The sequence below is a fragment of the Paenibacillus sp. CF384 genome (assembly GCF_900106745.1).
Classification (GTDB): domain Bacteria; phylum Bacillota; class Bacilli; order Paenibacillales; family Paenibacillaceae; genus Paenibacillus_Z.
On record NZ_FNNV01000006.1, the window covers coordinates 103288 to 128943 of the forward strand.

Annotated in this window: 29 protein-coding genes; 6 read left to right on the forward strand and 23 right to left on the reverse strand. The window is 49.2% G+C overall.

The window, feature by feature from the left end; all coding sequences use genetic code 11:
- Nucleotides 1-28 precede the first annotated feature (28 nt).
- Nucleotides 29-466, reverse strand: coding sequence for a division/cell wall cluster transcriptional repressor MraZ (gene mraZ / locus BLW29_RS12310; protein WP_090979835.1), 438 nt, complete (start codon nt 464-466; stop codon nt 29-31).
- A 222-nt stretch (nt 467-688) separates the two neighbouring features.
- Between mraZ and BLW29_RS12315 the strand changes: the two genes are divergently transcribed.
- Nucleotides 689-976: a hypothetical protein gene (locus BLW29_RS12315; protein WP_090979837.1), complete on the forward strand. Its 288-nt coding sequence runs from the start codon at nt 689-691 to the stop codon at nt 974-976.
- A 30-nt stretch (nt 977-1006) separates the two neighbouring features.
- Here the strand turns inward: BLW29_RS12315 and BLW29_RS12320 are convergent, their stop codons facing one another.
- The 6 genes from BLW29_RS12320 to BLW29_RS12345 all read right to left on the reverse strand — a co-directional run bounded on the left by BLW29_RS12320 (nt 1007) and on the right by BLW29_RS12345 (nt 7478).
- Nucleotides 1007-2095, reverse strand: a complete 1089-nt coding sequence (locus BLW29_RS12320; protein WP_177186602.1) for a DUF4349 domain-containing protein — start codon at nt 2093-2095, stop codon at nt 1007-1009.
- 150 nt (nt 2096-2245) lie between these two features.
- Entirely contained in the window at nt 2246-3514 is a 1269-nt protein-coding gene (locus BLW29_RS12325; protein ID WP_090979841.1) for an adenosylhomocysteinase, read from the reverse strand.
- A 47-nt stretch (nt 3515-3561) separates the two neighbouring features.
- Complete coding sequence (gene bshC, locus BLW29_RS12330; protein WP_090979843.1) at nt 3562-5193, reverse strand: bacillithiol biosynthesis cysteine-adding enzyme BshC; 1632 nt, start codon at nt 5191-5193, stop codon at nt 3562-3564.
- Nucleotides 5194-5347: 154 nt separating this feature from the next.
- Entirely contained in the window at nt 5348-5743 is a 396-nt protein-coding gene (locus tag BLW29_RS12335; RefSeq protein ID WP_090979844.1) for a DUF3397 domain-containing protein, read from the reverse strand.
- Between the two features lie 26 nt (nt 5744-5769).
- A complete protein-coding gene (locus tag BLW29_RS12340; protein ID WP_090979846.1) occupies nt 5770-6699 on the reverse strand; it encodes a ketopantoate reductase family protein in 930 nt (309 codons plus the stop codon).
- A gap of 131 nt (nt 6700-6830) precedes the next feature.
- Complete coding sequence (locus BLW29_RS12345; protein ID WP_090979848.1) at nt 6831-7478, reverse strand: RsfA family transcriptional regulator; 648 nt, start codon at nt 7476-7478, stop codon at nt 6831-6833.
- A 270-nt stretch (nt 7479-7748) separates the two neighbouring features.
- Here BLW29_RS12345 and BLW29_RS12350 point away from each other — a divergent pair, with 270 nt between their 5' ends.
- Nucleotides 7749-7985: a DUF2626 domain-containing protein gene (locus tag BLW29_RS12350; RefSeq protein ID WP_090979850.1), complete on the forward strand. Its 237-nt coding sequence runs from the start codon at nt 7749-7751 to the stop codon at nt 7983-7985.
- Nucleotides 7986-8078: 93 nt separating this feature from the next.
- On the opposite strand, the gene BLW29_RS12355 is transcribed toward BLW29_RS12350, so the two are convergent.
- Nucleotides 8079-9305 (reverse strand): class I SAM-dependent methyltransferase, encoded by a 1227-nt coding sequence (locus tag BLW29_RS12355; RefSeq protein WP_177186603.1) that lies wholly within the window; start codon nt 9303-9305, stop codon nt 8079-8081.
- Between the two features lie 103 nt (nt 9306-9408).
- On the opposite strand from BLW29_RS12355, the gene BLW29_RS31410 reads away from it, so the two are divergent.
- On the forward strand, nt 9409-10494 hold the full coding sequence (locus BLW29_RS31410) for a coiled-coil domain-containing protein (RefSeq protein WP_177186604.1): 1086 nt from the start codon (nt 9409-9411) through the stop codon (nt 10492-10494).
- Here the strand turns inward: BLW29_RS31410 and BLW29_RS12365 are convergent.
- A complete protein-coding gene (locus BLW29_RS12365) occupies nt 10465-11823 on the reverse strand; it encodes an ABC transporter substrate-binding protein (protein ID WP_090979855.1) in 1359 nt (452 codons plus the stop codon). The two genes, BLW29_RS31410 and BLW29_RS12365, sit on opposite strands and share 30 nt — an antisense overlap.
- Nucleotides 11824-12092: 269 nt before the next feature.
- On the opposite strand from BLW29_RS12365, the gene BLW29_RS12370 reads away from it, so the two are divergent.
- Complete coding sequence (locus BLW29_RS12370; protein ID WP_090979857.1) at nt 12093-12605, forward strand: hypothetical protein; 513 nt, start codon at nt 12093-12095, stop codon at nt 12603-12605.
- On the opposite strand, the gene BLW29_RS12375 is transcribed toward BLW29_RS12370, so the two are convergent.
- Nucleotides 12602-13933 carry a PhoH family protein gene (locus BLW29_RS12375; protein WP_090979859.1) on the reverse strand — a complete coding sequence of 444 codons (1332 nt, stop codon included), beginning with the start codon at nt 13931-13933 and terminating at the stop codon, nt 12602-12604. The genes BLW29_RS12370 and BLW29_RS12375 overlap by 4 nt on opposite strands.
- A gap of 114 nt (nt 13934-14047) precedes the next feature.
- Here BLW29_RS12375 and BLW29_RS12380 point away from each other — a divergent pair, with 114 nt between their 5' ends.
- Nucleotides 14048-14593, forward strand: a complete 546-nt coding sequence (locus BLW29_RS12380) for a YhcN/YlaJ family sporulation lipoprotein (protein WP_090979861.1) — start codon at nt 14048-14050, stop codon at nt 14591-14593.
- A 64-nt stretch (nt 14594-14657) separates the two neighbouring features.
- Here BLW29_RS12380 and BLW29_RS12385 read toward each other — a convergent pair whose 3' ends face one another.
- From BLW29_RS12385 to BLW29_RS12415, 7 genes are all read right to left on the reverse strand, one after another.
- On the reverse strand, nt 14658-15110 hold the full coding sequence (locus tag BLW29_RS12385) for a pyridoxamine 5'-phosphate oxidase family protein (RefSeq protein WP_090979863.1): 453 nt from the start codon (nt 15108-15110) through the stop codon (nt 14658-14660).
- Between the two features lie 75 nt (nt 15111-15185).
- Nucleotides 15186-16196 carry an LCP family protein gene (locus BLW29_RS12390; RefSeq protein ID WP_090979865.1) on the reverse strand — a complete coding sequence of 337 codons (1011 nt, stop codon included), beginning with the start codon at nt 16194-16196 and terminating at the stop codon, nt 15186-15188.
- 14 nt (nt 16197-16210) lie between these two features.
- On the reverse strand, nt 16211-16483 hold the full coding sequence (locus BLW29_RS12395; protein ID WP_090979867.1) for a hypothetical protein: 273 nt from the start codon (nt 16481-16483) through the stop codon (nt 16211-16213).
- Nucleotide 16484: 1 nt separating this feature from the next.
- Nucleotides 16485-16913 carry a YlaH-like family protein gene (locus tag BLW29_RS12400; RefSeq protein WP_371264715.1) on the reverse strand — a complete coding sequence of 143 codons (429 nt, stop codon included), beginning with the start codon at nt 16911-16913 and terminating at the stop codon, nt 16485-16487.
- A 20-nt stretch (nt 16914-16933) separates the two neighbouring features.
- Nucleotides 16934-18775 carry a translational GTPase TypA gene (gene typA, locus BLW29_RS12405; protein ID WP_090979872.1) on the reverse strand — a complete coding sequence of 614 codons (1842 nt, stop codon included), beginning with the start codon at nt 18773-18775 and terminating at the stop codon, nt 16934-16936.
- An 81-nt stretch (nt 18776-18856) separates the two neighbouring features.
- Nucleotides 18857-19339: a hypothetical protein gene (locus BLW29_RS12410; RefSeq protein ID WP_090979874.1), complete on the reverse strand. Its 483-nt coding sequence runs from the start codon at nt 19337-19339 to the stop codon at nt 18857-18859.
- Nucleotides 19340-19447: 108 nt separating this feature from the next.
- Nucleotides 19448-20107 (reverse strand): TerC family protein, encoded by a 660-nt coding sequence (locus BLW29_RS12415; RefSeq protein WP_090979876.1) that lies wholly within the window; start codon nt 20105-20107, stop codon nt 19448-19450.
- A 202-nt stretch (nt 20108-20309) separates the two neighbouring features.
- Between BLW29_RS12415 and BLW29_RS12420 the strand changes: the two genes are divergently transcribed.
- Nucleotides 20310-21014 carry a TerC family protein gene (locus BLW29_RS12420; protein WP_090979878.1) on the forward strand — a complete coding sequence of 235 codons (705 nt, stop codon included), beginning with the start codon at nt 20310-20312 and terminating at the stop codon, nt 21012-21014.
- Between the two features lie 34 nt (nt 21015-21048).
- Here BLW29_RS12420 and thiI read toward each other — a convergent pair whose 3' ends face one another.
- From thiI to BLW29_RS12450, 6 genes are all read right to left on the reverse strand, one after another.
- On the reverse strand, nt 21049-22269 hold the full coding sequence (thiI, locus tag BLW29_RS12425) for a tRNA uracil 4-sulfurtransferase ThiI (RefSeq protein WP_090979880.1): 1221 nt from the start codon (nt 22267-22269) through the stop codon (nt 21049-21051).
- Nucleotides 22270-22276: 7 nt separating this feature from the next.
- Nucleotides 22277-23443 carry a cysteine desulfurase family protein gene (locus BLW29_RS12430; RefSeq protein ID WP_090979882.1) on the reverse strand — a complete coding sequence of 389 codons (1167 nt, stop codon included), beginning with the start codon at nt 23441-23443 and terminating at the stop codon, nt 22277-22279.
- 129 nt (nt 23444-23572) lie between these two features.
- Nucleotides 23573-24277: a lytic transglycosylase domain-containing protein gene (locus BLW29_RS32020; protein WP_090979884.1), complete on the reverse strand. Its 705-nt coding sequence runs from the start codon at nt 24275-24277 to the stop codon at nt 23573-23575.
- A gap of 177 nt (nt 24278-24454) precedes the next feature.
- Complete coding sequence (locus BLW29_RS12440; RefSeq protein ID WP_090979886.1) at nt 24455-24862, reverse strand: DUF4190 domain-containing protein; 408 nt, start codon at nt 24860-24862, stop codon at nt 24455-24457.
- Nucleotides 24863-24868: 6 nt separating this feature from the next.
- On the reverse strand, nt 24869-25081 hold the full coding sequence (locus tag BLW29_RS12445) for a DUF1540 domain-containing protein (RefSeq protein WP_090979888.1): 213 nt from the start codon (nt 25079-25081) through the stop codon (nt 24869-24871).
- 53 nt (nt 25082-25134) lie between these two features.
- Entirely contained in the window at nt 25135-25635 is a 501-nt protein-coding gene (locus BLW29_RS12450; protein ID WP_090979890.1) for a YpuI family protein, read from the reverse strand.
- Nucleotides 25636-25656 lie beyond the last annotated feature (21 nt).

Here is a 25656-nt window from a genome sequence, read left to right on the forward strand (position 1 = left end):
GCTCATCCTTACTGATTGGGCAAGCGAGCTAAAAATTAAAATCAAAATCAACAAGTTTCTCTGCAATATCATTGAAGGTCTCTTCGGATTGCTTGAAATAGCTCTCCCAGATCGGTTTGCTCCAAATCTCTACGCGGTTCGAAACGCCAAGCACAATGCAGTCCTTGTCTAGTTTGGCATATTCGCACAGCGTATTCGGTAAGTTTACCCTTCCCTGTTTGTCGAGCTCGCATTCCGTTGCGCCCGAGAAGAAAAACCGAGAGAACGCACGTGCATCCGACTTCATCATGGGCAGCGATTTCAGCTTCTGTTCAAGCAAGCTCCACTCGCTTTGCGGATAAACAAACAAACAGTTATCAAGTCCACGCGTGACAACGAAGTGGTCTCCGAGTTGTTCGCGGAATTTAGCCGGGATAATGATGCGGCCTTTCTCGTCAATGCTATGCTGATGTTCGCCCATAAACATTGAACCGCTCCACCCCTTCCCCCAAATCCTCCACTTAACCCCACTTTCCACCACTAAGGTTGAACTATTCGCCACCAACCATTGAAATCCTGCTCCTTTAGCAGGATTTAATAAAATAATTCATGGGATTAACCTTGTAACGATTTTGAAACTTTTTAGTGCTTTGGATCGTGTACACTAGAAAAGAAATGCTGGATGAATCATACATAAGGGGGCCTGCCTGTGACCGGCACTTCCGCCTTGACCTATAAAATCAAGCTTCTTCGCAAGGTCGAGCTGCTTTGTTATCAAGTAACGCATTATTTACTTCGCAGTGAGGAACAAGCAGCGGCTGCCAGCGAGGAAGCACTGACCGCTCTATTCCGCAACCCCATCTTCTTGGAAGCTTCCGAGGAGGAACGCTCTGCGATCGCTAGGAAAACCGCCATAACTGTTGCCCTTCAGCATGCTGCGGGCAGCAGCCAAACACGGCAAAAAGAGCTGACACCACACGCCGCCGGGGACATGTGATGCAGCTCTTTGGTTTGCTTCCTAGGACTACTAAACGTCTGATTCCTCTTTATTCGGTTCCGCAGTCTCAGTCGCCGGGACTTTTAGTGTGCCGGCTGCCTGATGCGAATGACGCTTACGCCGGTTGCTTCGGTAAGCCAAATAAGAAGGAATACCTACGATTGCAGCCAACGCCAATACCGGTAAAGCCCCTGCAATGAATATAAATACGCCTTGAATGAACGCGTATACCACATTCGTGCTGCCTGACATGGCATCCGTAATTCGAGCAAGGAACCCCTGTTCCTCTTCATCTTTAGCCTTTAGAGGCTCCAGCAGCTGATACATCCTCAGATCGATGGTGGAGTATTCCACGTTTTTGTCCAAATACCGAATGCGCCCTTTAATCCGTTCGATCTCCGTTTGCACTTCGCCGAGCTGGTTTGAGATTTGCAGCAGATCCGTCGTCTTCGTCGCTTTCTCCATGAATGCAGTCAAACGGGCTTCAACCACTTGGCGAGCCTTCAGCCTTGCCTCCATATCGACGTATTCCTCCGTCACATCCGTTCCTTGTGCACTGCTCTCGAAGCCTTCGTGTTTGATCTTCTCCAGCTCGCTGATGAATGTATCGAATCCGGCAGCCGGTACCTTAATGGTATAGGTCCCGCCCAGCTCGGAGGTTGTCTTCTTATCCGAGAAGGAGAGCAGATACCCGCCTGACAAATGAATCAAATTGCGCAGCGAGGTTTGAGCTTTGCCGTAGTCTTCAACCTCCATGTTCACGTTCGCTTTATAAATGATCTTCCGAGTGAAGCTGGACTCGCCATCCGGAATATTGCTGCCCGTGTCGCTCATCCCCGCTGCAGGCGGCTCTTCGGCGCTTTCAGCTGTATTTGCACTTGAGTTTGAGGACGACGTGGTCATTTCGGTATCGCCGTCTGCCATCGGCGCCGCTGCCTCCGTGCTGGCCGCAGCATTATCGCTAGTTGCGCTGCCTGCATACCCGTCGCTCTTCGCATTCTGATCGCTGTTGCTCGAAGAGCAACCCGCCAACATCCATACCATGACTGCAATGCCAACCAGCATAAACCATCTGACGCTTCTCTTTTTTGTTGCGCCTCCGCCATGAAGCATGTTCATGAGACAACCCCCACTTTTCTTTGTCATTTGATCGACCTACCTATCAAACGTTGGGAGAAAGCCAGAAGTTGCATATTGTGGGAGAAAAAAGACGCATGAACCGGTTCCGATTGGAACTCATGTTCATGCGTCTTCTACTACTGAAATGTATTAATGCTCTTGCCAGCTGTCCAGATAGGCCTTCTGCTCATCCGATAGCTTGTCGATGCCCGTACCGATCGCTTCAAGCTTGTAGCGGGCTACTTGCTCATCCAGCGCGTAAGGAACGTTTACGACTTTCTTGCCGATGCTGTTATAGTTGTCGTTCACATATTTAAGCGACATCGCTTGCAGAGCAAACGTCATATCCATGATTTCCGCTGGGTGGCCATCGCCTGCTGCCAAGTTGACCAAACGACCTTCTGCCAGCAAATAAATGCTGCGGCCGTCTTTCAATTGGTATTCTTCAATGTTGCGGCGTACTGTACGCTTGCCATTGGAAAGTGCGTCAAGCTCAGGTTTGTTCACTTCTACGTCAAAGTGACCGGCATTGGACAGAAGCGCGCCATTCTTCATCACTTCGAAATGCTCGCCCCGAATGACATCTTTGTTGCCCGTTACGGTAACGAAGAAGTCGCCTAGCTTAGCCGCTTCAATCATCGGAAGGACTGTGAAACCATCCATGTAAGCCTCTACTGCACGGATTGCATCGATCTCCGTTACGATAACTTGCGCGCCAAGACCTTTCGCACGCATCGCTACCCCTTTACCGCACCAGCCATAACCTGCAACAACGACTGTTTTGCCGGCTACGACAAGGTTTGTCGTCCGGTTGATACCGTCGAATACGGATTGGCCTGTGCCATAACGGTTATCGAACAAGTATTTACAGAACGCATCATTCACGGCAACCATCGGGAAGTTCAGTGAACCATCCTTCTCCATCGCTTTAAGACGCAGAATACCTGTCGTTGTTTCTTCCGCACCGCCGCGAATATTCTCCATAAGGTCAGGGCGTTCAGCGTGGAGGATCGAGACGAAATCGCCGCCGTCGTCGATAATTAGGTCTGGTTTCGTTTCAAGCGCCTTAACTAGCAGAGACTTGTATTCTGCCGGCTCCGGATTGTATTTGGCAAACACGGTGATGCCGTCTTCAACGAGCGCCGCACATACATCGTCTTGCGTGGACAGCGGGTTGCTGCCTGTAATCGTGACTTCCGCGCCACCGGCTTGAACGACTTTAGCCAAGTAGGCTGTTTTGGCCTCCAAGTGAAGGGAGATCGCAACCTTCAGTCCTTTAAAAGGCTGCTCCTTCTCGAACTGCTCGCGGATTCGATTCAGGACAGGCATATGGGCTGCAACCCAATCAATTTTCAAGTGTCCTTCCGGCGCAAGCGCCATATCACGTACGATACTGTTCTGCTTCGCATTAACGGTCATTGTTCTTCAGCACCCTTTCTTCTACGTTCTAGTTGTCGGTCCTTGCATTAAATCGAAATCAAATGATGGCCGCTCTGTTGATCATAGGGAATGTCCAACAATTTGTCGATCCATGATCTTCCATATGAATTATAGAATTCCATCATATTCAATACGCGTTCCTGAGGCTTGCCCTCCGGCCATAATGACAAGGCGATCCAGTCCAATTGTCGAAGCGCGGCTCCGAACTTCTTGGCATGCGCATCCATGGTTCGCTTCTCAAGGTACGAGATTTGATCCTTGATGCGAAGCAGATTCTGATCCGTCAAATCCCCTAGGCCATTCTCAACAGAAACGGTTAATGCCTTAACGGGCTCGTAGAGTGCTTCAATTCCTGCAAGGGCTGCTGCGAAACCAGCTTCAATGCCGGTTTCATCCCGCTCCTTGAGCCATGCTTCTCTACAGGCCTTGAATCGGAATGCAACTTCCTCGAAAGACAATCCGTATTTGGACATATACTTCGACGTTTTGTCTTCTACCAACGTAAAGGACATCCGCGGCACAACAATCGGCATCTGCATGCCTAACACCTTGAAGGCTTCTCCGGTCAACGACCAATAAGCAACCTCGCCCGGACCTAGAACCGCAGCCAGAACAGGCAGCACATAATCCTGCATGATCGGCCTTGTCAGAACATTGTTGCTGAAGCGCTGAGGTTCATGCTCTGCCCATTCACGCAATTGCTCTACAGGCCATGATTTGGTGCCTTTACGATTCCGATACTGACCTTCCTGCTTATGCAGCAGAATCCGTTCTTCCTCGTCGAAGAGAAACAAATTCGCGCTGCCCTGCGTAACATCCGCTGCAGGCGTGAATCCATGCTCTCTAAGCTGGCTGGCGCTGTGGAAGTATGCCGATTCGAGCTCATCGTTGCGTGCCAGCATTTGACCGAACATCGGTGCTTCCAGCTTCCGTATGGCCGCATCATCCGCATCGAGCAGAATAAGCCCTTGGCTGCCAAACAGCCACCCGAGCAAATAAGCGAACAATTCGGACAACGTCTCGGATTGTTTCGCGAATTGGCCAAGCTTCTCAAGGAGCTCTGGCTTAAATGATGTGTCAGGCAATGCAGTACTAAGGAGTTGTACAGCTTCCGTGAACGTCTCCTGCGTGATCTTCGTCCTGCTGACAGCAGTGCGAGCACCTTTCGGTCGTTGAACGGCCAATCGGGTCAAAGCAGCTGCTTCTCCCCGCACATAAGCATGATTGACTTCATCGAAGTCATGGTCTTCACCGGCAATCCAGAACACCGGCACAACAATGGAACCTAGCCGCGCTGAAGCTTCCTTCGCTGCGGAGATCGTCGTAACCGCTTTATGAATGACGAGCATCGGACCTGTCCATAAGCCTGCCTGCTGACCGGTCACAATAACCGGCGCCCCCGAGCGGATCGCGTCAATATTCGCCATGACCGCAGCTTCGTTGTTGTAACGTGTATTGTACGTTTGAAGCGTGTCCCCAAGAAGACGGGCATCCGTGCGCTTATGTGCATTCTCCGAGAGCCAGCTCATCCTGCGTTTCCAGTGCGTATGTTCTGCCGCGTGGCTGCCGAACAGCGCCTCTACGCCGGGGTGACTTCGATGTATATAAGCTTCGGTGACAGGCTGTCCGAAAGGCAGCTGAACCGTATCGATTATCATGGATAGTCTCTACCTTTCTCCCTCGTAAATATCAACCTTAATAAGTCCGGTTTTTCTCATTCATTGTACACAACGTAAAGCGCACCGTCAAAAAAAACCACCCTCCTTAATTGGAGAGCGGTCATCTATTCTCTTATTGATCAACTGACAACGATTACACGTTAAAAAAACTCTTCCCGATGCCGATACACATCAGTATGACGTAGCAAAGACTCATGAGAAAGAAACCGAGACGCCAGATCGCGCGTATAATACGGCGCATATTGATGTTGCCTTTTATTCGGTACTGCACGTTACCGAGCAGCCCGCCAATTAGAAGAAGGACGAGCAAGATCCCATAAATACCAAATGAACTGTTGAATATTTTTTCAAACAATACGGCCACGCAGCCGATCAGGAGTGCCGTAGTTACATCCATAGCGGTGCTGAATGCACGCTTCTTATCACCAGTGAAAGCTCCATAACCAAAATAAACGAGAAGAAACGGTATAATCGGAAGAACGGCAAGAAAAGCGTAGACATTCTTGATGCTTTCCCAAATCCAATGCATCCTCGGTTCGCCCCTCTCTACGGTTATTAGTTCGTCTGGAGTGTTTTAATGAGTGTCAGGACGGCTTCATTCATAGGTGCAGATACTTGCATGGTCCCGGCCAGCGACACGATGCCGCCGTTAATCCAATCGATCTCGGTTATGCGTCCTGCCTGTACATCTCGCAGCATGGAAGATTGGTTCCCTGCGGTCGCTTCACAAATGCGAAGCAGCTGTTCCCAACTGTCTGCGTCCTTCGTCATCCCGGCAAGAGTAAGGATATGCTCGCTCTCTTCATGCAAAGCTTTCATCCAGCGCAACCGGCTTGGCTCAGAAGGAAGCTCTCCGTTCTTCACCGCGAATATGCCTGTCAGTGGATTAATGACAGCATTGATCAGTAATTTCCTGTAAACAACATTCTCCATCTCATTCGACAGTTTGCCTTCAATTCCTGCACCAAATAGCGATTTTAACAACATTTTTTGAGGTTTGCTCGCTTTTTCTTCGTTTTTCGGCCAACTGCCGAACGTAATCGTCCCGCTTCCTGTATGGTGAACAGAATATTCGTCGATTCGCATCGCACCTTCTGTTGTTATGGCGGCATTCAGCTGCTCCTTGGGACACACCTTCCTGAGCAAATCCAGATGCCCAATCCCATTCTGAAGCGCAAGAACGGAACAACCCCGAGCGGTCATAGCTCCTAGCTGACGCAGCAGATGATCGCTCAGATGCACTTGCTTAACGGTCAGCCATATCCAATCCTCTTGTCGCAATGCATCCGGAACATAGCTATCAATCGTCGAAGCCTGTACCCGAACCTGGCAATGCCCGCCATCCCGTTTGGTCAACCGGATCCCTTCCTCGCGCAGCATCTTCGCTTGCTCTTCGGATCGCGTCAATAAGACAACTTCCATTCCAGCATCCGCCAGCCTTGCCCCATATAAAAGTCCGAGCGCCCCCGCGCCTACGATGATCATTCTCACTGGTTTGCCTCATTTCTCCTCTGCCTGATTAAACTTATCGTAACAGAAGCAAACTAAAAAATCCCGCCGCACCTATAGCAGGTTCGGAGAGATTTTGGAGAGCCGCCTTCAAGCAATCAAGCCGGCTATTCGATTCGTTCCAAGTTACCGTTTGCATCCATCTTGAAGCGAGGTTTAGCCTCATCTTCTTCTGTCAGCACGGTCAAGCGGCGTGCACGGTCCATAATTTGAATGAGTGTCTTGTAGTCGTCATTGACCGCACGATAATCCGTTTGGGCATTGTTGACTTCAAGCGACAACCTTTCATTGAGCTCACGCAAGGTGAATAATTCTTCATCCTTCTCGCGCAGATCGCGTTCAAGCGTCTTGATCTGGCGATTGAGCTCTTGATAAGTACCTTTCCATTGCCGCAGAAATCGGATAACGGTATCAATGGATAGCGATTCTTCCGTCAACGGATCATTCTTGAATGCACGCTCTTCTGTGTCGATCATGCTGATTGCGGATACATGAGGTGTTGCAACGTACGTTTGTTTTTTCATATAGTTCCGCTTCTGACGCTGCTGCTTTGCAATTTGTATCGCATCTTCATAGCGTTTGCGGACACAGCTGTTCCAGCGGAATCCGCATGCGGCCGAAGTTCGGCCGATCCGCTCTCCTACTTCCTCAAAAGCGGCCAACTGCGTGCTTCCCTCGCGGATATGCCGCAGCGTCACTTCGGCTAGGATGAGATCGTCATCCGGGCTCCAGGCATCTTGTCTGACTGCTGTCATGCAACCAAAACCTCCTAACATTAGGCGCTTACTTTATCTCTATGCCCTTGGTAGAGTTCATAGAATCTATCGGATACTAATTTGTATATCCATTTTTTTGACGGCTCATACATGTTTTATTGCAATTTGAAGCAAACTTGTATGAGAGCGTGAAAAGAAGGCGAAAAGTTTGCCAATTCGTCACGACTGAAACAGTTTACACATGTTACCTGAAACGTTATAATGGGCAATAGTAATTGGGTCGAGATTGACGAGAAGGGGGATGAAATCATGGCACGCATGTTCCGAGTGCTCGGTTTCTGGACGCTTGTAATCGCGCTAATGGCGTTTGCAGGGCATATGACCGAGATGGCACTCTTGTTCTTTATTCAAACCGTCGTGTTTGTCCTGTTAGGCTATTTGAACTTTTCCGAAAGAACCTATATGTTGATGTTCTGGGGATACATGTTTATCTCGTTCGTCAGCTTCACGTATTGGACCGTATTTGTAATGGGTAACCCATTCTAATAAAACGGACCTTCCGACATTCACAAATAGCCAAAAGGCTGCTCCGAGAAGATGGACGACCATCTCCGGAACAGCCTTTTTTCGTTTCCCCGCTTATACGCCTTTGACCAGTACCATCACTTTAAACGACTCGCTCATATTATCGCTCAGCAGCAGCTGACGAATGGATCGATTGCGTCTAGCCGCTTCGCTGAATGGATTAGTCCCGTCATGGGCGACTAAGTCCTGCAGTAAGCCTTGATCAAGAAGGAATTGCTTCTGCGTGTCATAATATTGCACCTGCCAGCCCGCCTGTTCAGCTGCATGTCTGCAAGCCGTGAAGTTGATATGCGAGGTCATGTCCTGCTCTCCCGGAAGGATGAACGGACGGTCATGCGCCATATGATCCTTATAACATAGCAGTGTCCCGTGCATACGATGCGATGCCGTAATTTCCGGCACCTCATGGCCATAGTCCACGAGCAATAATGCGCCATGTTCTACCAGCTGGCCCAGCTCTGTAATCCACTGCTCGGCAGCAAGGTTCACCTCGGTAATCTGCCCTTCCAGCAACTCGATTCCATCCCGATGCAGTACCATTGCAATCCGTTCGTCGGTTAGGGCTGTATAAACGTAGCGAAGCACTTCTTCATCATCGCTGACATTCACAGCTACGCCAAGCTCCCACAGCCTACCTTCTTTCATGACGACCCGATGCACCGGAAAAGCATCCAGCAGCTCATTCGCAATGATGATGGTATACGGCCTCGCCGTCGATGCGGCTCCATTGCTGCGGGTTGTCTCATTCATAACATTCTTGGCCTCTTGCGGCGTCACGTAATGCAGTTGAGGCCGCGGAGCAGCTATAGTGTCGAGGTCAGCCAATGCCAGCTCCAGCCTCGACTGAGCCGCTTCTAGATGCACGGGGTTGCTGTCCACGATGTAATGCTGTACTTGTGACAACCACGAGTGGCGAGCGGAGGACCAAGCCGCTATCATTTGCTCGGAGAGCAGACCTGTACCCGCCCCCCATTCCGCAAACCTTACCACGGAATCCTTCTGGCAGTTTGCCAATTCGGCCGCACAGCTTGCCAGCTTCTCTCCCATAATGGAGCCGATCGCAGAGCTCGTATAGAAATCGCCTTTCTTGCCGACGCGCACGTCTCCGGAACGATAATACCCTTCTTTCTCGTCATATAAACATATGGCCATATAATCGTGAAACGAAATGCAGCTGACTTCAGCATTCTCCCTATCGTGTACGGAAACCCTGCCCCTCAACTGACTTTGTGCAATTTGTTCCTCAATCGTTAAGGATAATCGTCGGCTGTTTCTGTTCATGCAATCCCTCCAAATCAAGGACAAAATTAATGCCTGCAGATATAATAGAATTGGTACATGCATATAGTAGTGCATGCAAAGTGTGAAGAAAGGGGAGCCCTTCGTGAAAGGAACGATACGCCGCCGGATTGCGGCGTTCGCCGTTTGCGCGCTCGCAGTTTGGCTGACCATTTACCCCGTATTCGCCGACCCGGCAACTCCTAAGGATGAAGAGGTCCGAGCGATACTGGAGAAAAGCCTCTCCGTCGTTGAAATTGACAAAGAAATTGCACGCGTAAAAGAACAGCAGCAGACAATCCTTGCACAGCTGGATGATTCCAAAGCGAAGCTGGCAAGCCAAGAACAAACGATCGAGAAGAAACGTGAAGAGGCAGGGAAGGTACTTCGCGCCTACTACACCGGTGAACGGGATATTTTTCTGACGGCTCTTGTTTCCTCGGACAATTTATCGGAGCTGCTGCAGCTGCTTGATTTTTTTGATCTCATCTTATCTAATGACAAGCTTACGCTGAACACCTACATGAAGCAATATCGAGAGCTCAAGAAAAACATCAGCAAGCTCGATACGCAGTCTGAACAGCTTGCCGAAGTCGAAGAACGCCTTACTACGCAGCGAAACCGCGTTATTGCGCTTCAGAAGGATGTCGATTCCTCGCTAAGCGGCCGGTCTGATGCTGACAATCTCAAACTGCTTATCACCGAATTTACGGACTTCTGGCAGAATGTCGGATTGTTAGAGGTAAAACGTTATTTCAGCGCCTTGTCCAAAGCGATGAAGAAAATGCCGGCTTGGGTGCAAAACAATAAAGACATGCTCGATATTGACGGCTTCAATTATTCCCTCTCCATCCCGGATGATAAACTTAACGCCTTCCTCCGAGAGCAGAACGAGCTGTTTAACAATTTCTCCTTTACCTTCAAACCGGACGAAGTCATTGTAACCGGCAAACGAGACAACATGGAAGTGCAATTAACGGGGCATTATTCACTAGAGAAGGACGGTTCTATCTTATTTCATGTCGATTCGTTAATTTTTAACGGCCTGGAACTTCCAGACACGACAAGAACGGCACTCGAGAAAGAATTCGATCTCGGCTTCTACCCTTCCAAAATCGTATCCTTCCTCAAAACCAAATCGGTCACCGTAGAAGACGGCAAGCTATTGATTAAGCTTAGCATCAGTCTCTGACGGCTCCTCGGGCGGTGCTTCGGCATCGCCTATTGGTCGTTCCGGCACCCCGTTCCACTGTGAGATAAAGGTGCTCGCCAGCTCAGGCGATAGAAGCGTCTGATTTCCTCCGAGCGTAACAAGCAGCTTCGACCAACGTTCCCATCTTTCCCGCCAAGAAGGATCTGGCGTTACGGAAGCCCTGCTCAACATGCCAACAAGGAAATGCGGAGGTCGCTTATCGATGTCGCTATATTCAAATTCATTCGTCATCGCCGATATTCGAGAAGGCAATCGTCCCAGTGAGCGATAATGATCCAATTGCGACTCTGTAGTGGTCATCTCTGTAATGTACGCATTGGCTTCGCTCAGCCTCTCTGTCCCGGCCAGCATGACGAAGCTTCTCCCATTGGCGCGAACGACAGGACCGGTAGTAGAACCTATTGTCAGCAGTCCTCTCTCCTCATTTGACAAGGATCTATAGAGCGTCCAAGGCATTATGGCAGACAGGAGCGTACCAGCACCAAAAGCGCCTAGCAGTTGATTCTTCTGTTGAGCTGGCGCAAGCCTGTAAATCTGAGCAGCAGATTCAGCGGCATAATAGAGCTGTTCCTTCTGCGTAATGGTGAACGGAGATAGATTAGCAGCCGCTTCACTGTTTTCCTTAAACATGCCCATCCATGCCGCCATTTCCTTGGGATCGGCCGTATTGAGGTTAAACGGACTGATTTGAGGGTTCGTTGCCACTACTGTCGCAACGGCAGCCTTCAGTGCTTCCAGATCTTTAGGCGGCGCGCTTAAACCGGCATCCTTAAGTATATTTTTCTGCCAAACCACTAGCAATGGATTACAATCGAGCGGAACTCCCCATAGCGAGCCATTCCACTTCACGATGCTTGTTAGCGCTTCCATTTGGTCGGCAGCTGTATCTCCCGAGACGATATCATCAACGGGGAGCAGAAACCCTTGCACGGCAAATTCCCGCACGCGATCGTTGTCGAGCAGCATCAGATCGAACGGCTCGCCATTCTCCGCTGCCTTCTTCCTTGCCTCATCAGCATCTTCGTTATGTATGTTCGTCATTTGAATGCTGATTCGAGGATGGGACAGCTTAAAACGTTCATTCTCATCCTGCCAATATTGATATTCAGTCTCGTCCATCGAGACAGCGATTGAAAGTGTCGTTCGATCCTGCTCGTCCCCATCAACGACCTCCGGTTTATCGGTCGATAGTTGACCGTCATCGGAGTGAGTGACCGGCGATCCCGGCTTACCGAACATGGGAACAAGCAGCGCAGCGCAAATCGTAAATACGCTCAGCAGCAGCATGACATATTTTCTGCGTGACACTGTGTCCCTCCTTTAATAGGGAGTTTGTCGGAGACAAACTCTCACTGCTGACGCTAATAGGGAGTTTGTTGGAAACAAACTCTCACTGCTTCCGTTTGTCCTGCGACAAACTCTCACTACTAACATAAATTTTAGCTAATCTTTATTTTAGCAAGAAAGCGCTTTTTTGTCGCGTGTCAATTGCGTCTATCGACCGATTATCAAATTGCTTCGCACCTCAGAATCCGTCATACTTGGAGAAAACTACCCTTTGCGAGGTGGATGCATTCATGCAACCGATTTACAGTGTAGACCTGCAATTACCGAAGGACATGCTGCCAACCGACTTCGAGCAAATGGTGCTAGCCATCTCCGACACGTCGATCACTTCGCTGGATCGCGATGGCACCCTGCTCTTCGTTAGCAGCCAAGCAGACGCGGACGCTGTTGAAGCATTCGCACACTCCTATAAGGTTGACTGCGAGCAAGGAAAATGGGTTCGGCTTGATAAGTCATGGTCGCTTAACAGCCGCAACTTCACGGACTATGGACTCATTACGCTATCTGACAATCGCTATCTCGATTTACTGCTGGCATCTATCGTATGCTTAATCCCCGGCACTGCGGCTGATGCTGAGTTTGCATCAGCCGCTGAACAAGCGGACGAGCATGCCATTGCCCTTCACATACAAAATGACGGCCGCAGGCTGATCGCCATTGACCGTCATCAGGTTGCGCTTATTGAGGGAATTGCACGAGCCTATCGCTGCAGCTCCGAAACGGTTCTGGAAGCAGCCGACTAGAGCAGATCCGCCGCCAGCTGGGCGAGTCTCGAACGTTCCCCTTTCTCGAGCGTCATATGACCGCTGACGCTCTCTTGCTTGAAGCGTTCCACAATATGCGTGAGGCCATTGCTGATCGAATCCAGATAAGGATGGTCGATCTGCTCCGGATCGCCCATCAGGACGATTTTACTTCCTTCCCCGACACGCGAAACAATCGTTTTGACCTCATGCTTAGTCAAGTTTTGCGCTTCATCGATGATAATGAATTGCCCCGGTATCGAACGCCCCCGAATATAAGTGAGCGCCTCTACCTGAATGCTGCCGAGCCCCATTAATATTTTATCAATATCGCCCGACTTCTTCGTATCAAACAAATACTCCAAATTATCATAAATCGGCTGCATCCACGGACGCAGCTTCTCTTCCTTCTCACCCGGTAAATAGCCAATATCCTTCCCCATTGGAACGACCGGTCTTGCGATCAGCAGCTTCTTGTATTTGTGCTCATCCTCCACCTTCATCAGACCTGCAGCAAGCGCCAGGAGCGTCTTCCCTGTTCCGGCTTTACCGGTCAGCGTCACGAGCGGAATGTCGTCACTGAGCAATAGCTCCAGCGCCATACGCTGCTGCGCATTGCGGGCGGTAATCCCCCACACCGGATCATTGCTTAGATAGAGCGGCTCCAGTCTCGCTCCGTCTTGGCTTACTTTGAGCAGAGCGGATTTGGACGTCCCCATCTCATCTCGTAGAATGACGAATTCGTTAGGGTGCAGTCGTGAATTGAGCAGAAGATTCTTGATCGTAAGAAAACGGTACGTATAAAATTCATCAATGACCGAAGGATGCACTTTAAGCGTTAAATAACCTGCATACACATCCGATGGCGCAACCACCTGATCGGATAAATAATCTTGCGCTTCAAGCCCCAGTACATCTGCTTTAATGCGGACGAGTACATCTTTACTGACTATGATAACAGGACGCGGGTCTCCTTTGTCCTGCTCTTCGAGATGATAATTGAGCGCTACCGCAAGGATTCGATTGTCGTTAGACATTTCACCGAACATTTCCTGTACGCGCATAAAGCTGCGATGATTCAGTTCTACCTTGAGAACGCCCCCGTTATCAAGTTCAATTCCTTCGTGCAATCGTCCCGTCATCCGCATTTGGTCCAGCAGCCGGGACACATGCCGTGCGTTTCGGCCAAGCTCATCAGCCAATCTCTTCTTTGAATCAATTTCTTCCAACACCACCGCGGGTATAATGATCTCGTTGTCATCGAAAGCGAAGATCGCTTGCGGATCATGTAAGAGTACATTGGTGTCGAGCACGAATATCTTTTTCATCGTGAGCCCTCCTGGCGTTGGAATTTCGTTCAAAGGCGTACATAGCGCAGCCTGCATCTAGGCAAACTATGCTTGAACAAACTTTGCAGACTCTAGAAAGGTCAGGTGGCGAATATGAGAAAGTGGCTGGTGCCCGCTATGATCCTTTGCTTGCTGGCAACAGGCTGTAATACTGTCGCCCGCAATGAGACATCACCCTCTCCACAGAATGATCAACGCGTTCGTGCACAGCAGAGCGCTCCGCAGAAGAAGCAAATCAGCAGCCCTAAACAAGTCGCAGCTCATTTAGAGGATCTGGCGCGGCATGTACCCGGCGTGAAAGCCGCTCACTGTGTCGTGTTTAAAAATACAGCGATCGTTGGCATTGATGTAGCAGGCAATTTGGAACGATCCCGTGTTGGCACGATCAAATATGCGGTTGCAGAAGCTTTCCGTAAAGACCCCTATGGGATTAATGCCATCGTGACGGCCGATATCGACATTGGGACCCGGTTGAAAGAAGTACAAGCCGGCATGAAGCGCGGCAGGCCCATTGCCGGATTTGCCGAAGAGATGGCCGACATCATAGGGCGGATCGTCCCTCAAGTTCCGCGAGATATCCAACCCGAGCAACCGGATCCAGCTAAGACAGATAAACAAAAAATGAAACAAAAACTTTAAACTTACGAAGACACCGGCTCCGTGAGAGTCGGTATAAGAACACAAAAAGCCTAGTGATTCCTCACTAGGCTTTCTTCATGGCAGCAAACACCTGTCCATCCAGTTTGTCTGCAGCTCTTCTGTCGTAAGTTTTCTCATACTCGGGTCTAGCGGACAAGCGTGCGCCGTAAAACATCGCATCGCGTACCGAAGCAATATCGATGTCGAAACATACCAATTTGAATGGCACGTCCTCAAGAGCTTCCGTTACAAGCCGTGCCGTGCCGTAGATCGTTTGAACAGTACCCGGCGCAAACACAGTGAGGCTAACATCCACTTTCGAAGTCATATTCACCGTTAGGCGCGAGCGGCCATCAATGGCAAAACGCAGCGTGGAGCGGTTGACCGCATAAATCCACGATATTACGCTGGAAGTCGGAACTCCGCTGTCTGCATCAATGGTGTGCAACAGAACAAACGGCTCTTTCTCCAGGCCACTTAGCAACTCGTCAGTAAGTACGGTGACAAGTTCAGTCATCCGCAGTCCTCCTTGCCTAATGTGTAAGTGCTTCGATGGTTTTATTATACCATAGCATACGTCGTACTACCACATTCATTCCGCCAATTTGGATGCCAGCGCTGATTTCGCTTCCTGAAGCTTAGCTTCATTCAGATGTACAAAAGGCGAGCGCCATTCCCCTTCGAGCGGGATAAAGGTGATATCGCTTTTGCTGATGCCGAAGTACGTTTTCATCATATTTTCGACTTCGTCACTAGGAATATCCATACGCATATTGTTGCCTACCGCCTTAATGACATTCGCCATTTTGGGGACGCTGGAGAAGGATTTGAGCTTATCCGCGATTTCACCGAGCACCTGACTCTCGCGGCGATTGCGGTCAAAGTCGCTCGACATATTCGTGCCGTCATTGGACTTGCGGTAACGGACGAAATCAAGCGCATCATCCCCCTTCAGCTTCTGAGGGCCCTTCTTCAGATCAATGCTCGTGCCGTCAGCATTGTCGACGTAACGCATGTCCATGTCCACATCAACATCGACGCCGCCAAGCGCGTCTACGACATCAACGAAACCTTGAAAGTTGATCGTTGCCGTATAGTCGATCGGGATATCGAAATATTTGCTGAACATTTTGCGCAAATCCTGCTTCGCTTGCCTCTCCGCGTCCTTCCCTTTCAAACCGTCATTTCTTGCACCTGCGAGGAATTTCGAATAATACGCATTGGCTTTACGGCTATTGTAGCCGGACAGTTCAATCTTGGAATCACGTGGAATGGACACAACGACTGCGGACTTCGTGTTCGGGTTAAACGTCGCAATCATCATGACATCCGTATTCAAGCTGCCGGTTTCCTTGCGCGTATCTACCCCAAGCAGCATAATCGATACCGGCTTTACCTTAACCGACTGGTTCGCAGACACCGTTACTGCCGGATCGGCATCCGTCGTAATTTCACCAAGTACATCCTTCGAAACCTTATACAAATAGCCCAGATACCCTGCAACGCCAATCAGCAAAGCCAGAAACAGTACCATCACTCGGCGCAGCCAATATCTCTTCTTGCGCTTATCCTTACGTGGAGACAAATCGGATCCCCTAGTCATGACTTCCACCTTCATCAGTTATATTTCGGATTTTCGTTGATATCTTGAAGCAGCTGTTCTCCGGCTTCTCGGGGAAACATTTGCAGCTTGCTCTTATTATCCTTGTCAAACCTCAAATGAATCATCGTATCATCTACCGTATGTATGTGCAGATTCGATATCCCGTGATCCTCTGTCAGAATCTCGAGGAAGAAATCACGGGTGTCGATTGCAGCACGGTCTTCCGGTCTTGCTTCTGCTACCAGATGAATTTGAAGCCAATTGAATAAGGCATCCTCAAACCGCAAGTTAAGCCCCTCCCGTATCCGAACTGCTGCTTCCACCGCGTTTCCCTTTAAGCTTGTCATAGAATTGTCTACCCCGAAGCAGGGCCATCATAAACACGGCAACGGACATGCACTGGATAATTGGCAATTTATCGAATTGCAGGACGAACAGCACGAACGATCCGCCCGCCATCACGAGATGCACGAGTATTTCTTTGAGAATCGGCAAACGTTGTACACGAAATACAGCATTAAAAATATAAATGGTCAACGCCAGAATAATTAGATAGGTCAAAATAGGATGAGCGTGAAACCAGTTCTGCATGATGCTTCTACCTCCCGAATGACTTGAAATGACTTCCACATGGTCACGGACGAGAAACGGCAGGGCAACAACGAACTCTTCTGCATGAAGAGAGCGCTGCTGGCCCTGCCTGTCATCTAGTGCCATCAATGGCGATTGTAAACCTCTTAAACGCCAGCTTGTGCTGTCTTACGTTGTTTCTCAGCGCGCTCGCGCTCGCTCTTATTAAGAAGCTTCTTACGAAGACGAATCGACTTCGGCGTTACTTCGCAATATTCATCATCGTTCAAATATTCCAGCGCTTGCTCAAGGGAGAACAAGATTGGTGTTTTCAAACGAACGGTGTCGTCTTTACCAGCGGAGCGAACGTTAGTCAGCGCCTTTTCTTTACAGATGTTAACGATGATGTCGTTATCGCGGTTATGTTCGCCGACAATCATACCCTCGTATACATCAGTACCTGGCTCCATGAACAGAACGCCGCGATCTTCTACGCCCATCATGCCATAGAAAGTCGTTACGCCATTCTCACTGGAAATAAGAACACCTTGATGACGTCCACCGACAGATGAGCCAGCAAGCGGACCGTAGCTGTCGAATGCGTGGTTCATGATGCCGTAACCGCGAGTCAGTGTCAAGAAGTTCGTACGGTATCCGATCAATCCACGTGCTGGAATGATGAATTCGATACGCACTTGACCTGTACCGTTATTGATCATGTTGACCATCTCGGCTTTACGCGAACCAAGGCTCTCCATTACTGCGCCAGTGCTTTCTTCCGGTACGTCGATAAGCAAACGCTCGTAAGGCTCATTCTTCTGACCGTCAATTTCCTTCACGATAACTTCCGGTTTGGAAACTTGAAGCTCGAAGCCTTCACGACGCATGTTCTCGATCAAGATACCAAGGTGAAGCTCACCGCGGCCGGAAACGACAAATGCATCCGGGCTGTCTGTTTCTTCTACACGAAGGGCTACATCAGTTTCTAGCTCTTTGAACAGACGCTCACGAAGCTTACGGGAAGTTACCCATTTCCCTTCGCGGCCCGCGAACGGACTATTGTTAACAAGGAATGTCATCTGCAGTGTCGGCTCATCGATCTTCAGAACCGGCAGCGCCTCTGGGTTAGCAGGATCTGCAATCGTCTCACCGATGTTGATTTCACGAATACCGGCAATGGCAACGATATCGCCTGCGCCCGCTTCTTCAACCTCAACACGCTTCAGCCCTTGGAAACCGAACAGCTTCTCAATACGCGCTTGTTTCGTCACACCTTCGCGGTTGATAACCGCTACGGATTGGCCTTGACGGATGATACCGCGGTTTACACGACCAACTGCGATACGGCCTAGGTACTCGTTGTAATCAAGCAACGTAACGAGGAATTGAAGCGGCTCGTCTACGCTTTCTGTCGGAGCTGGAATTTGCTCGATGATTGTCTCATACAGCGCCTGCATGTTCTCGTCTTGTTTGTCGACATTCAAGCTAGCTGTACCCATCAAAGCAGAAGCATACACGACTGGGAATTCAAGCTGCTCATCGCTAGCACCAAGCTCGATGAATAGATCCAATACTTCGTCAACAACTTGCTCTGGGCTTGCATTCGGACGGTCGATTTTGTTCAAAACAACAATCGGAGTCAAATTGCTTTCCAGTGCTTTACGAAGTACGAATTTCGTCTGTGGCATACAGCCTTCGAATGCATCAACGACCAGAAGAACGCCGTCAACCATTTTCATGATCCGCTCTACTTCACCGCCGAAATCAGCATGTCCAGGAGTATCCACGATGTTGATTAGAAACTCTTTGTAGTTTACTGCTGTGTTCTTAGCCAAGATGGTAATGCCGCGTTCCCGTTCCAAATCATTGGAATCCATGGCGCGTTCTTGAACCGTTTCATTGTCACGGTACGTGCCGGATTGTTGAAGCAATTTGTCGACTAGCGTAGTTTTACCATGGTCAACGTGCGCAATAATTGCGATATTCCTGATGTTCTCTCTGACTTGCATGTTAAGAATCCACTCCAACTTTTTTTATTTATTAGTCTGCTGTGTGCGGGCTTGCGACAAACGTGTTAAACAATTGAACCTTTACCAGCGAGCTTTACGTCCCGCAACGAGCCAAGCACCAAGCGCGAGAAATGCGATGGCAATAAGGTATAAGCCCCAGCCCCACACTAGCATGATGCCAAAAAACGACGCTGAAACAAGAGCAAGGATAATGGCAAGTGTTCGAGGAAACTTCGGATGGTACGTATCAAACAAATGATACTCGTATAAACCGATGGAAACCGCAAAAATGAATAATGGCCATAAGTAGTGCATGTTGCTCCATCCGAACGCAATGCAGAAGAAAAAAATAAAGGCGTTAATTGTCAGAATCGCTCCCGGGATTAGAACAATCGGAGGAAGCAGTCGTCCAAAAAACAGCACGTGCAGCAATATGCCGGGAATCAGAACGAAAAGCGGCCAGAAGTTTGTGCCGATAAACCCAAACAATCCAAGCTTTCCGAGTAAAATAACAGCACCCGCGATCAAAAACAAAAGACCGATGGTGTATTGGTTTTTCGACATGCCTATGTTCCTTTCTCTCTGGCACTTTTTTAACATCTACTAGTGTACTGGAACAGCAGGCAAAAAACCAGTGTTACTGCTACATTTACTCTAAAAATATAGTTTACCTTATCTTTTTATTCGCAGCAATGCCACAATAATGACCAAAGGGATGCAAAGAACCGGAATCGCCGTTAACAGAACCGATAATTCATTCGTAAATAACTTGTGAATCGCTGGATCATGCACCAGCATTTCGCCTGCCGCATAACCGAGTAATCCCCCTCCGATGTAAACAAAAGAAGGAAATTTGCGAATCATGGTACTAAGTAGCTGACTTCCCCAAATAATCATAGGTATGCTAAGGGCAATCCCGAGTACAATAAGTACGGGCTCCCCCTCTGCCACAGCGGCAATGGCCAAGACATTGTCCAAACTCATAATGAAATCAGCGATCACAATGGTACGGATTGCGCTGGAAAGGGAGGTCACCTTGCGCATGTTGTGAAATTCCTCAGCATGTGACGATGCGTCCGTTACCAGCTTGATGGCAATCATGAACAACAAGATGCTGCCGACAGCCTGAAGATACGGTACCTGCAGCAGCGTCAGCGCGATTAGCGTCAGCAAACAGCGCAGCAATACTGCAGCGGCAGCACCCCATGTTACGGCCTTGCGCCGCTGGGCTTTCGGAAGCTGCTGGCTCGCCAGAGCGATTACTACGGCATTATCGCCGCTCAAGAGCAAATTGATAAACATAATTTGAACGAAAATAAGTAAGCTGTCCACAAATTACGCCTCCTCAAGAAGAAACGGCTTTGGCCGTCCTTTTGGCGATGGAGCTTCTTCCTGCGTTAGGAAAGTACTCGTCTATGACGTGTATGTCCCAAGTGGACAGCTTATGTTTAGGAATTTTTGAATCCTTCTTTGTTTTTAAACGTAAGAACGATAAACATCATAGCGCTCTAAAGAAAGGGAGGACAGAAAGGCAATGGACTTTTTCTCACTTGAATTTCTATCTGCACTGGTTACCATCGTCTTTATCGACCTCATTCTTGCCGGGGATAACGCCATCGTAATCGGGCTTGCAGCTCGAAAACTGCCTAAGGAACAGCAAAAGAAAGCCGTTATATGGGGGACAGTCGGTGCCGTCGGTATTCGAGCCATCGCTACCACATTAGTTGTATACTTGCTCAATGTTCCGTGGCTCATGCTGGCAGGCGGCATACTGCTGCTCTGGATTGCTTACAAGCTGCTGGTCGATAATGAAGCACATGACAATATCACGGCAGGCAACACCTTATGGCAATCTGTACGTACCATCATTATTGCCGATGCAGCGATGGGTTTAGACAATGTCATCGCGGTCGCAGGCGCGGCTCATGGCAGTGTGCTACTGGTTCTGCTCGGACTTATCATCAGCATTCCAATCGTTGTATGGGGCAGTACACTGTTCATTAAGCTGATCAACAAGATCCCATGGATTGTTTATGTAGGATCCGGCGTGCTCGCTTATACGGCAGCCAAAATGATTACGCACGAAATCAAGCTCGAAGAATTCTTCAAGAATAACCCCGCGTTTGAATGGTCGTTCCTGATCTTGATCGTCATCGTGATTATCGTAGCAGGTCTTTGGAAGAACGCTTCACGCAAACAACAGGAAGCCGGAATGGAAAAAAGCAGGGAATCCCATTAATTTGGGGCTCCTTGCTTTTTTATTTAAACCGATTTTAGAACCAACGATCCTCGCCTGCCGTCTCAACCGCATTCCGAACCTCCGGCGTAATATGCATCACTTCCACGCTTGAAACTGCCTCCGCGATCATGGCATCCAGCCCGGCAATGGCCTGCTCGGTTTTCTCTACGATGGCCAAATTCGGATTGGTGCTTGGTGATTTCGGAACAAATAACGTACAGCAATCCTCATAAGGCAGAATCGATGTCTCGAACGTATTAATCTTACGAGCGATGCGAATGATTTCATTCTTATCCATCGTAATGAGCGGTCTAAGCAGCGGCAGCTGCGTGGAACGTCCAATAACATTCATGCTGCCGAGCGTCTGGCTTGCTACTTGGCCCAAGCTGTCTCCGGACACGAGGCCGAATCCACCGACCTGTTCCGCGATCAACTCCGCGATTCGAAGCATCGAGCGGCGCATCAGCGTTATGATCAGTGGATCTTGTCCGGACTGCGCCAGTGCCGTTTGGATCTCGGTAAACGAAACCAAATGAAGCTTGATGGGCACTCCGCTGTAGTGCGACAGTCGTCTGACCAAGTCAATGACTTTCTCCTTCGCTTTATCGCTCGTGAACGGATAGCTGTGAAAATGCACCGCCTCGATCTCAAGACCCTGTCTCATCGCCAGATAGCCCGCTACAGGGCTGTCAATCCCGCCGGAGAGCAGCAGCATCGCTTTGCCATTCGTGCCGTAAGGGAAGCCTCCGGAAGCTTGTACGACGCTGCTGAAGACGTAAGTGCCTTCAGGTTGAATTTCAACGCGAAGTTCAACTTCCGGTTCCCTAACATTCACCTTTAGCCCAGGTGTTTCGCGCAGCACATGACCGCCAACCAAATGGTTCATCTCTTGCGTATCATGCGGAAACTGTTTCTCCACCCGCTTTGTCGACACTTTGAATGTCGCGGGCTGCGACGGGAGCGCCTGCATCACTTCCAATGCGGCAGAACGAATGGCCTCTAGTTCATTCACGACTTTCCGGATCGGACTGAACGTCGCAATTCCGAAAATATCCTTGAGTTTTACTGCAATTTGCTCATAGGGCTCACCATTTAAAGTGATATAGATTCTTCCGTAGGTACGCGTAATTTCAGCATTAGCGTAACTGCGCAATGACCGTCTTACTTGTTCAACCATTCGTTTATCGAAACGGTCGCGGTTCTTGCCTTTCATCGTAAATTCGCCGAAACGAATTAGGATCATATCCGGATTCATGAAGCGTTTACCCCTTTCTCTCGAGCGGCTTTAGCTGCTGAACGACCAAACGCAGCTTCTGGCAGAGCCATTCCAGCTCTTTCTCGCCATGCTCATCCCCGAAACTAATGCGAATGCCGCTCACTGCTCGTTCATAGGAAGTTTGCATGGCTTGCAGCACGCGGCTTGGTTCATCGCTCTTGGATGAGCATGCAGATTTGGTCGATGCCATAATTTCCTGTTTCTCCAGCATATGAATGATGACCTCCGGCTTCATGCCGGGGTATGAGAAATGCACGATATGCGGCGCTGCTATACTGCCGATTTTGCAATCGGTACTGCCGTTTAGGAACAGTTCCGGCATCTCTATGATGGAAGCAATAAGCCGTTCCCTAAGCTTGTACATACGCTCTGCTCTTGCGGAGCTGCTCTCCACGGCAAGGCGGAACGCCTTTGCGGAAGCAACAATTGCCGGAACGTTCTCCGTCCCCGAACGAAGGTCGCTTTCTTGGCCGCCGCCTCTTATCAATGGCTCCAACATCACGCCTTGCCGGACGTATAATAAACCAACACCTCGCGGGCCGTTCACTTTATGTGCCGAAGCCGAGAACATATCAATGCCCCATCCAACAAGATCAACCGTCAGTTTACCGACGCTTTGAACGCCATCCACGTGGAACCAAACACCTTTACGTCCTTTCAGCAGCTCACCGATTTCCCTAATCGGCTGAATCGCTCCAACTTCATTATTGACATGCATGACGCTTACCAGTATGGTCTCTTTCGTCAATGCGGCTTCAAGGTCAGTAACAGATACAACGCCAAACGAATCCACCGGTAAATACGTCACGTCAAAGCCCTCGCGCTCCAGCGCTTTGAATGATTCATAAACAGAGGGATGCTCCACAACCGTTGTAATCAAATGATTGCCGCGTTTCTTACTGCTTCTGGCCGCCCCAATAATAGCGATATTATTGCTTTCCGTCCCACTTGAGGTGAAGATCCATTCTTTATTATCCGTACCCGGAAATATCGATGCGATTGCTCCTCTTGCACGTTCGAGCAAATTACCCGCTTCTTGGCCGCTTCTATGAAGCGACGACGGATTCGCATAATGCTTCGCCATGACTTCTGCCATCGTTCTAATGACTTCTTCATGCGGAGGCGTTGAAGCACAGTGGTCAAAATAATACATCTTATCCAGCTTCCTCTCATCCTTCTGACAACAAACGAAAAAGATCAGCGAAAATGCTGATCCCCGTGATTTCTTATTCTCTCCAACCGTTAACGTTCTTTTGCGGCTGGCTGCAAAGCGCCGGCATACTTAAATCGAACTGTCGTATTGATCTTTGGCGCGCTGTACTTTGGCTACATAGCGCTGTGTTTCATGAGGCAGCAATGACATCATCGCTGTAAAGTCTTCATTGCTCTTGATTCCGGCACGGTCGACTCTCCCTGGACCGGCATTATAAGCAGCTAAGACCGTTTGTTCATTACCTTCATACTTGCGCATGAGGTAAGCAAGAAATTTGGTTCCGCCTTCAATATTCTGCTGCGGATCAAAGGAATTCGTTACGCCGAGACCACGAGCGGTGCCATCCATCAACTGCATAAGACCTTTCGCCCCTGCAGAAGACTCCGCGTTTGGATTGTAGGAAGATTCCGTATGTATAACAGCCTTAATTAGAGCTGGATCAAGGCCATATTTGGAAGCTGCTGCGTTAATATAAGCGTCATATTCAGATGGACTGCTGTCGCCCTCTGTTGTGCTTTGAACGGGTGCAGATTGAAGCATAGGGACTAATCCGCCCAGCGCCTCGAGTGAGATCATTCCGGGCTGTGCAGTCATGTCAGCGAGCGCTGAAGAGCCTGTCCCGCCTGCCATGTATTGCTGAAGCAATGAATCGAACATGGAGGACCCGTCTTGGCCGCTCGCAGAAGATAGGACATTCTCATTCCCGTTCAAATCCAGACTAGGCATCATCTGCAATTGCAGCAATGATTTCATTATTCGCGGATCAATGCTCATGGTGTACCTCCACATTCACTTTGGCGATTCGACATTAGATAACACTATTTTACAACTTTTTCGCAGGATTCGCCAGTAAGCAATTAGTCCCGGCTAATAGAAGGCCGTTTATTAAGTTATCATGTGGTTTCATGAAAGAAGCCGGCAGAGATTAATCTCTGACCGGCTCCAGATCCATTAGGTTATCGCGTAATAAAGGGGAACAAGTACCAAGTAAGCGGCAGCAGCTATAAATCCCAGCGTAATGGACCAAACGCCAAGACCGCGAGCACCCTGCCTGTAAGCAATGAAACCGACAATGATTGCCGTAGCACCGAGCACAACAGGCCATACCACCCAAGACAATGCCGCTAATATAAGCGCTGCCCAGCCTGTAGCACGGCCGGCAGATTTCGTTTCACGAACGGCATCATTCGTGAGATGATTGCTCTCGCGGGTTGGATAGGAATGGATCGCCTGACGCGGTACTGCAATTTCGGCAGACATTTCTTCGTTGTAAGCCCTCATGTCTGGATGATACAAAGGATTAGTCGATGAGTCATCATGCGGGCTATGGGAGAACTGCCCTTCTGATTCGCGTTCCATCAAGCCTCACTCCTTCGCTTTAAAGGTATGGCAGCAAGTAGCTGCCTGATTCGCTGCGGTATCCTGATGGTTACCGCCAAAGCCCTCTTCAGCAAATTCAGATCCGAAATGATTGTTCGCATGACTGTCGATGTCGATTTCAATTTTCGCGGCATTGCACTGATTTCCTTCTTTCCAGAACGAACAGTTGGCAACACTGCAGCTTACGCCATTCGGCATAAAAATCACCCCCGGTATCAAGTTGCCCGTACCGGGGGTGATGTATGCTTTCCTTATTTTTGACCCTGCATGCGGCGCTGAGTCATGTAGTCGCTCTCATAGTAAGATAGATCATCGCGGAGCTCTTCATAAATTTTCGATACAGTAAGTACGATATCACGAGCGGCACGTACCGGCTTCTTACGGAAACGGATCGCATCTTGTCCAGTGTAAGCGTAACGGCCATCCTCGGAATAACATTCGTTCTTAGGGTAGAAAAATGCATTTACACATTGATGATAAGCTTCGTATAGACCACGCTCTGCAAAATCAATATCGAAATTAGGACGTCTTATCGCCACACCCAATTTTTCGTAAGCAACTTCCGAGAATACAAGCATGTGTCTGAGATCTGCCAGCAAGCCTTTATAGAAAAGCTCGGAATCGCTTCCTTGATCTTCTTCTGTTAGCTGTGGGAGCGCATACTGGTTCAGAAACGTCTCCAAATGGCCGACCGCAAGTTTTAATTTGTCTCTCGTTGATTCGCTAATCGCTTTTACGTTAGTCGAAGGCATTATGGTAGATCCCCTTTCATC

Bases quoted from the DNA above. Each gene is read 5' to 3' on its own strand.
- BLW29_RS12380 (WP_090979861.1), top strand. From the start codon at position 14,048: ATGAGAAAGTGGCTGGTGCCCGCTATGATCCTTTGCTTGCTGGCAACA.
- BLW29_RS12335 (WP_090979844.1), bottom strand. From the start codon at position 5,743: ATGCATTGGATTTGGGAAAGCATCAAGAATGTCTACGCTTTTCTTGCC.
- BLW29_RS12450 (WP_090979890.1), bottom strand. From the start codon at position 25,635: ATGCCTTCGACTAACGTAAAAGCGATTAGCGAATCAACGAGAGACAAA.
- BLW29_RS12375 (WP_090979859.1), bottom strand. From the start codon at position 13,933: ATGAAAAAGATATTCGTGCTCGACACCAATGTACTCTTACATGATCCG.
- BLW29_RS12320 (WP_177186602.1), bottom strand. From the start codon at position 2,095: ATGAACATGCTTCATGGCGGAGGCGCAACAAAAAAGAGAAGCGTCAGA.
- BLW29_RS12440 (WP_090979886.1), bottom strand. From the start codon at position 24,862: ATGGAACGCGAATCAGAAGGGCAGTTCTCCCATAGCCCGCATGATGAC.
- BLW29_RS12370 (WP_090979857.1), top strand. From the start codon at position 12,093: ATGCAACCGATTTACAGTGTAGACCTGCAATTACCGAAGGACATGCTG.
- BLW29_RS12420 (WP_090979878.1), top strand. From the start codon at position 20,310: ATGGACTTTTTCTCACTTGAATTTCTATCTGCACTGGTTACCATCGTC.
- BLW29_RS12410 (WP_090979874.1), bottom strand. From the start codon at position 19,339: ATGTCGAAAAACCAATACACCATCGGTCTTTTGTTTTTGATCGCGGGT.
- mraZ (WP_090979835.1), bottom strand. From the start codon at position 466: ATGTTTATGGGCGAACATCAGCATAGCATTGACGAGAAAGGCCGCATC.
- BLW29_RS12430 (WP_090979882.1), bottom strand. From the start codon at position 23,443: ATGTATTATTTTGACCACTGTGCTTCAACGCCTCCGCATGAAGAAGTC.
- typA (WP_090979872.1), bottom strand. From the start codon at position 18,775: ATGCAAGTCAGAGAGAACATCAGGAATATCGCAATTATTGCGCACGTT.
- BLW29_RS12385 (WP_090979863.1), bottom strand. From the start codon at position 15,110: ATGACTGAACTTGTCACCGTACTTACTGACGAGTTGCTAAGTGGCCTG.
- bshC (WP_090979843.1), bottom strand. From the start codon at position 5,193: ATGATAATCGATACGGTTCAGCTGCCTTTCGGACAGCCTGTCACCGAA.
- BLW29_RS12400 (WP_371264715.1), bottom strand. From the start codon at position 16,913: ATGGCACTAGATGACAGGCAGGGCCAGCAGCGCTCTCTTCATGCAGAA.
- BLW29_RS32020 (WP_090979884.1), bottom strand. From the start codon at position 24,277: ATGAGCATTGATCCGCGAATAATGAAATCATTGCTGCAATTGCAGATG.
- BLW29_RS12355 (WP_177186603.1), bottom strand. From the start codon at position 9,305: ATGAACAGAAACAGCCGACGATTATCCTTAACGATTGAGGAACAAATT.
- BLW29_RS12445 (WP_090979888.1), bottom strand. From the start codon at position 25,081: ATGCCGAATGGCGTAAGCTGCAGTGTTGCCAACTGTTCGTTCTGGAAA.
- BLW29_RS12345 (WP_090979848.1), bottom strand. From the start codon at position 7,478: ATGACAGCAGTCAGACAAGATGCCTGGAGCCCGGATGACGATCTCATC.
- BLW29_RS12340 (WP_090979846.1), bottom strand. From the start codon at position 6,699: ATGATCATCGTAGGCGCGGGGGCGCTCGGACTTTTATATGGGGCAAGG.
- thiI (WP_090979880.1), bottom strand. From the start codon at position 22,269: ATGAATCCGGATATGATCCTAATTCGTTTCGGCGAATTTACGATGAAA.
- BLW29_RS12390 (WP_090979865.1), bottom strand. From the start codon at position 16,196: ATGACTAGGGGATCCGATTTGTCTCCACGTAAGGATAAGCGCAAGAAG.
- BLW29_RS12325 (WP_090979841.1), bottom strand. From the start codon at position 3,514: ATGACCGTTAATGCGAAGCAGAACAGTATCGTACGTGATATGGCGCTT.
- BLW29_RS12350 (WP_090979850.1), top strand. From the start codon at position 7,749: ATGGCACGCATGTTCCGAGTGCTCGGTTTCTGGACGCTTGTAATCGCG.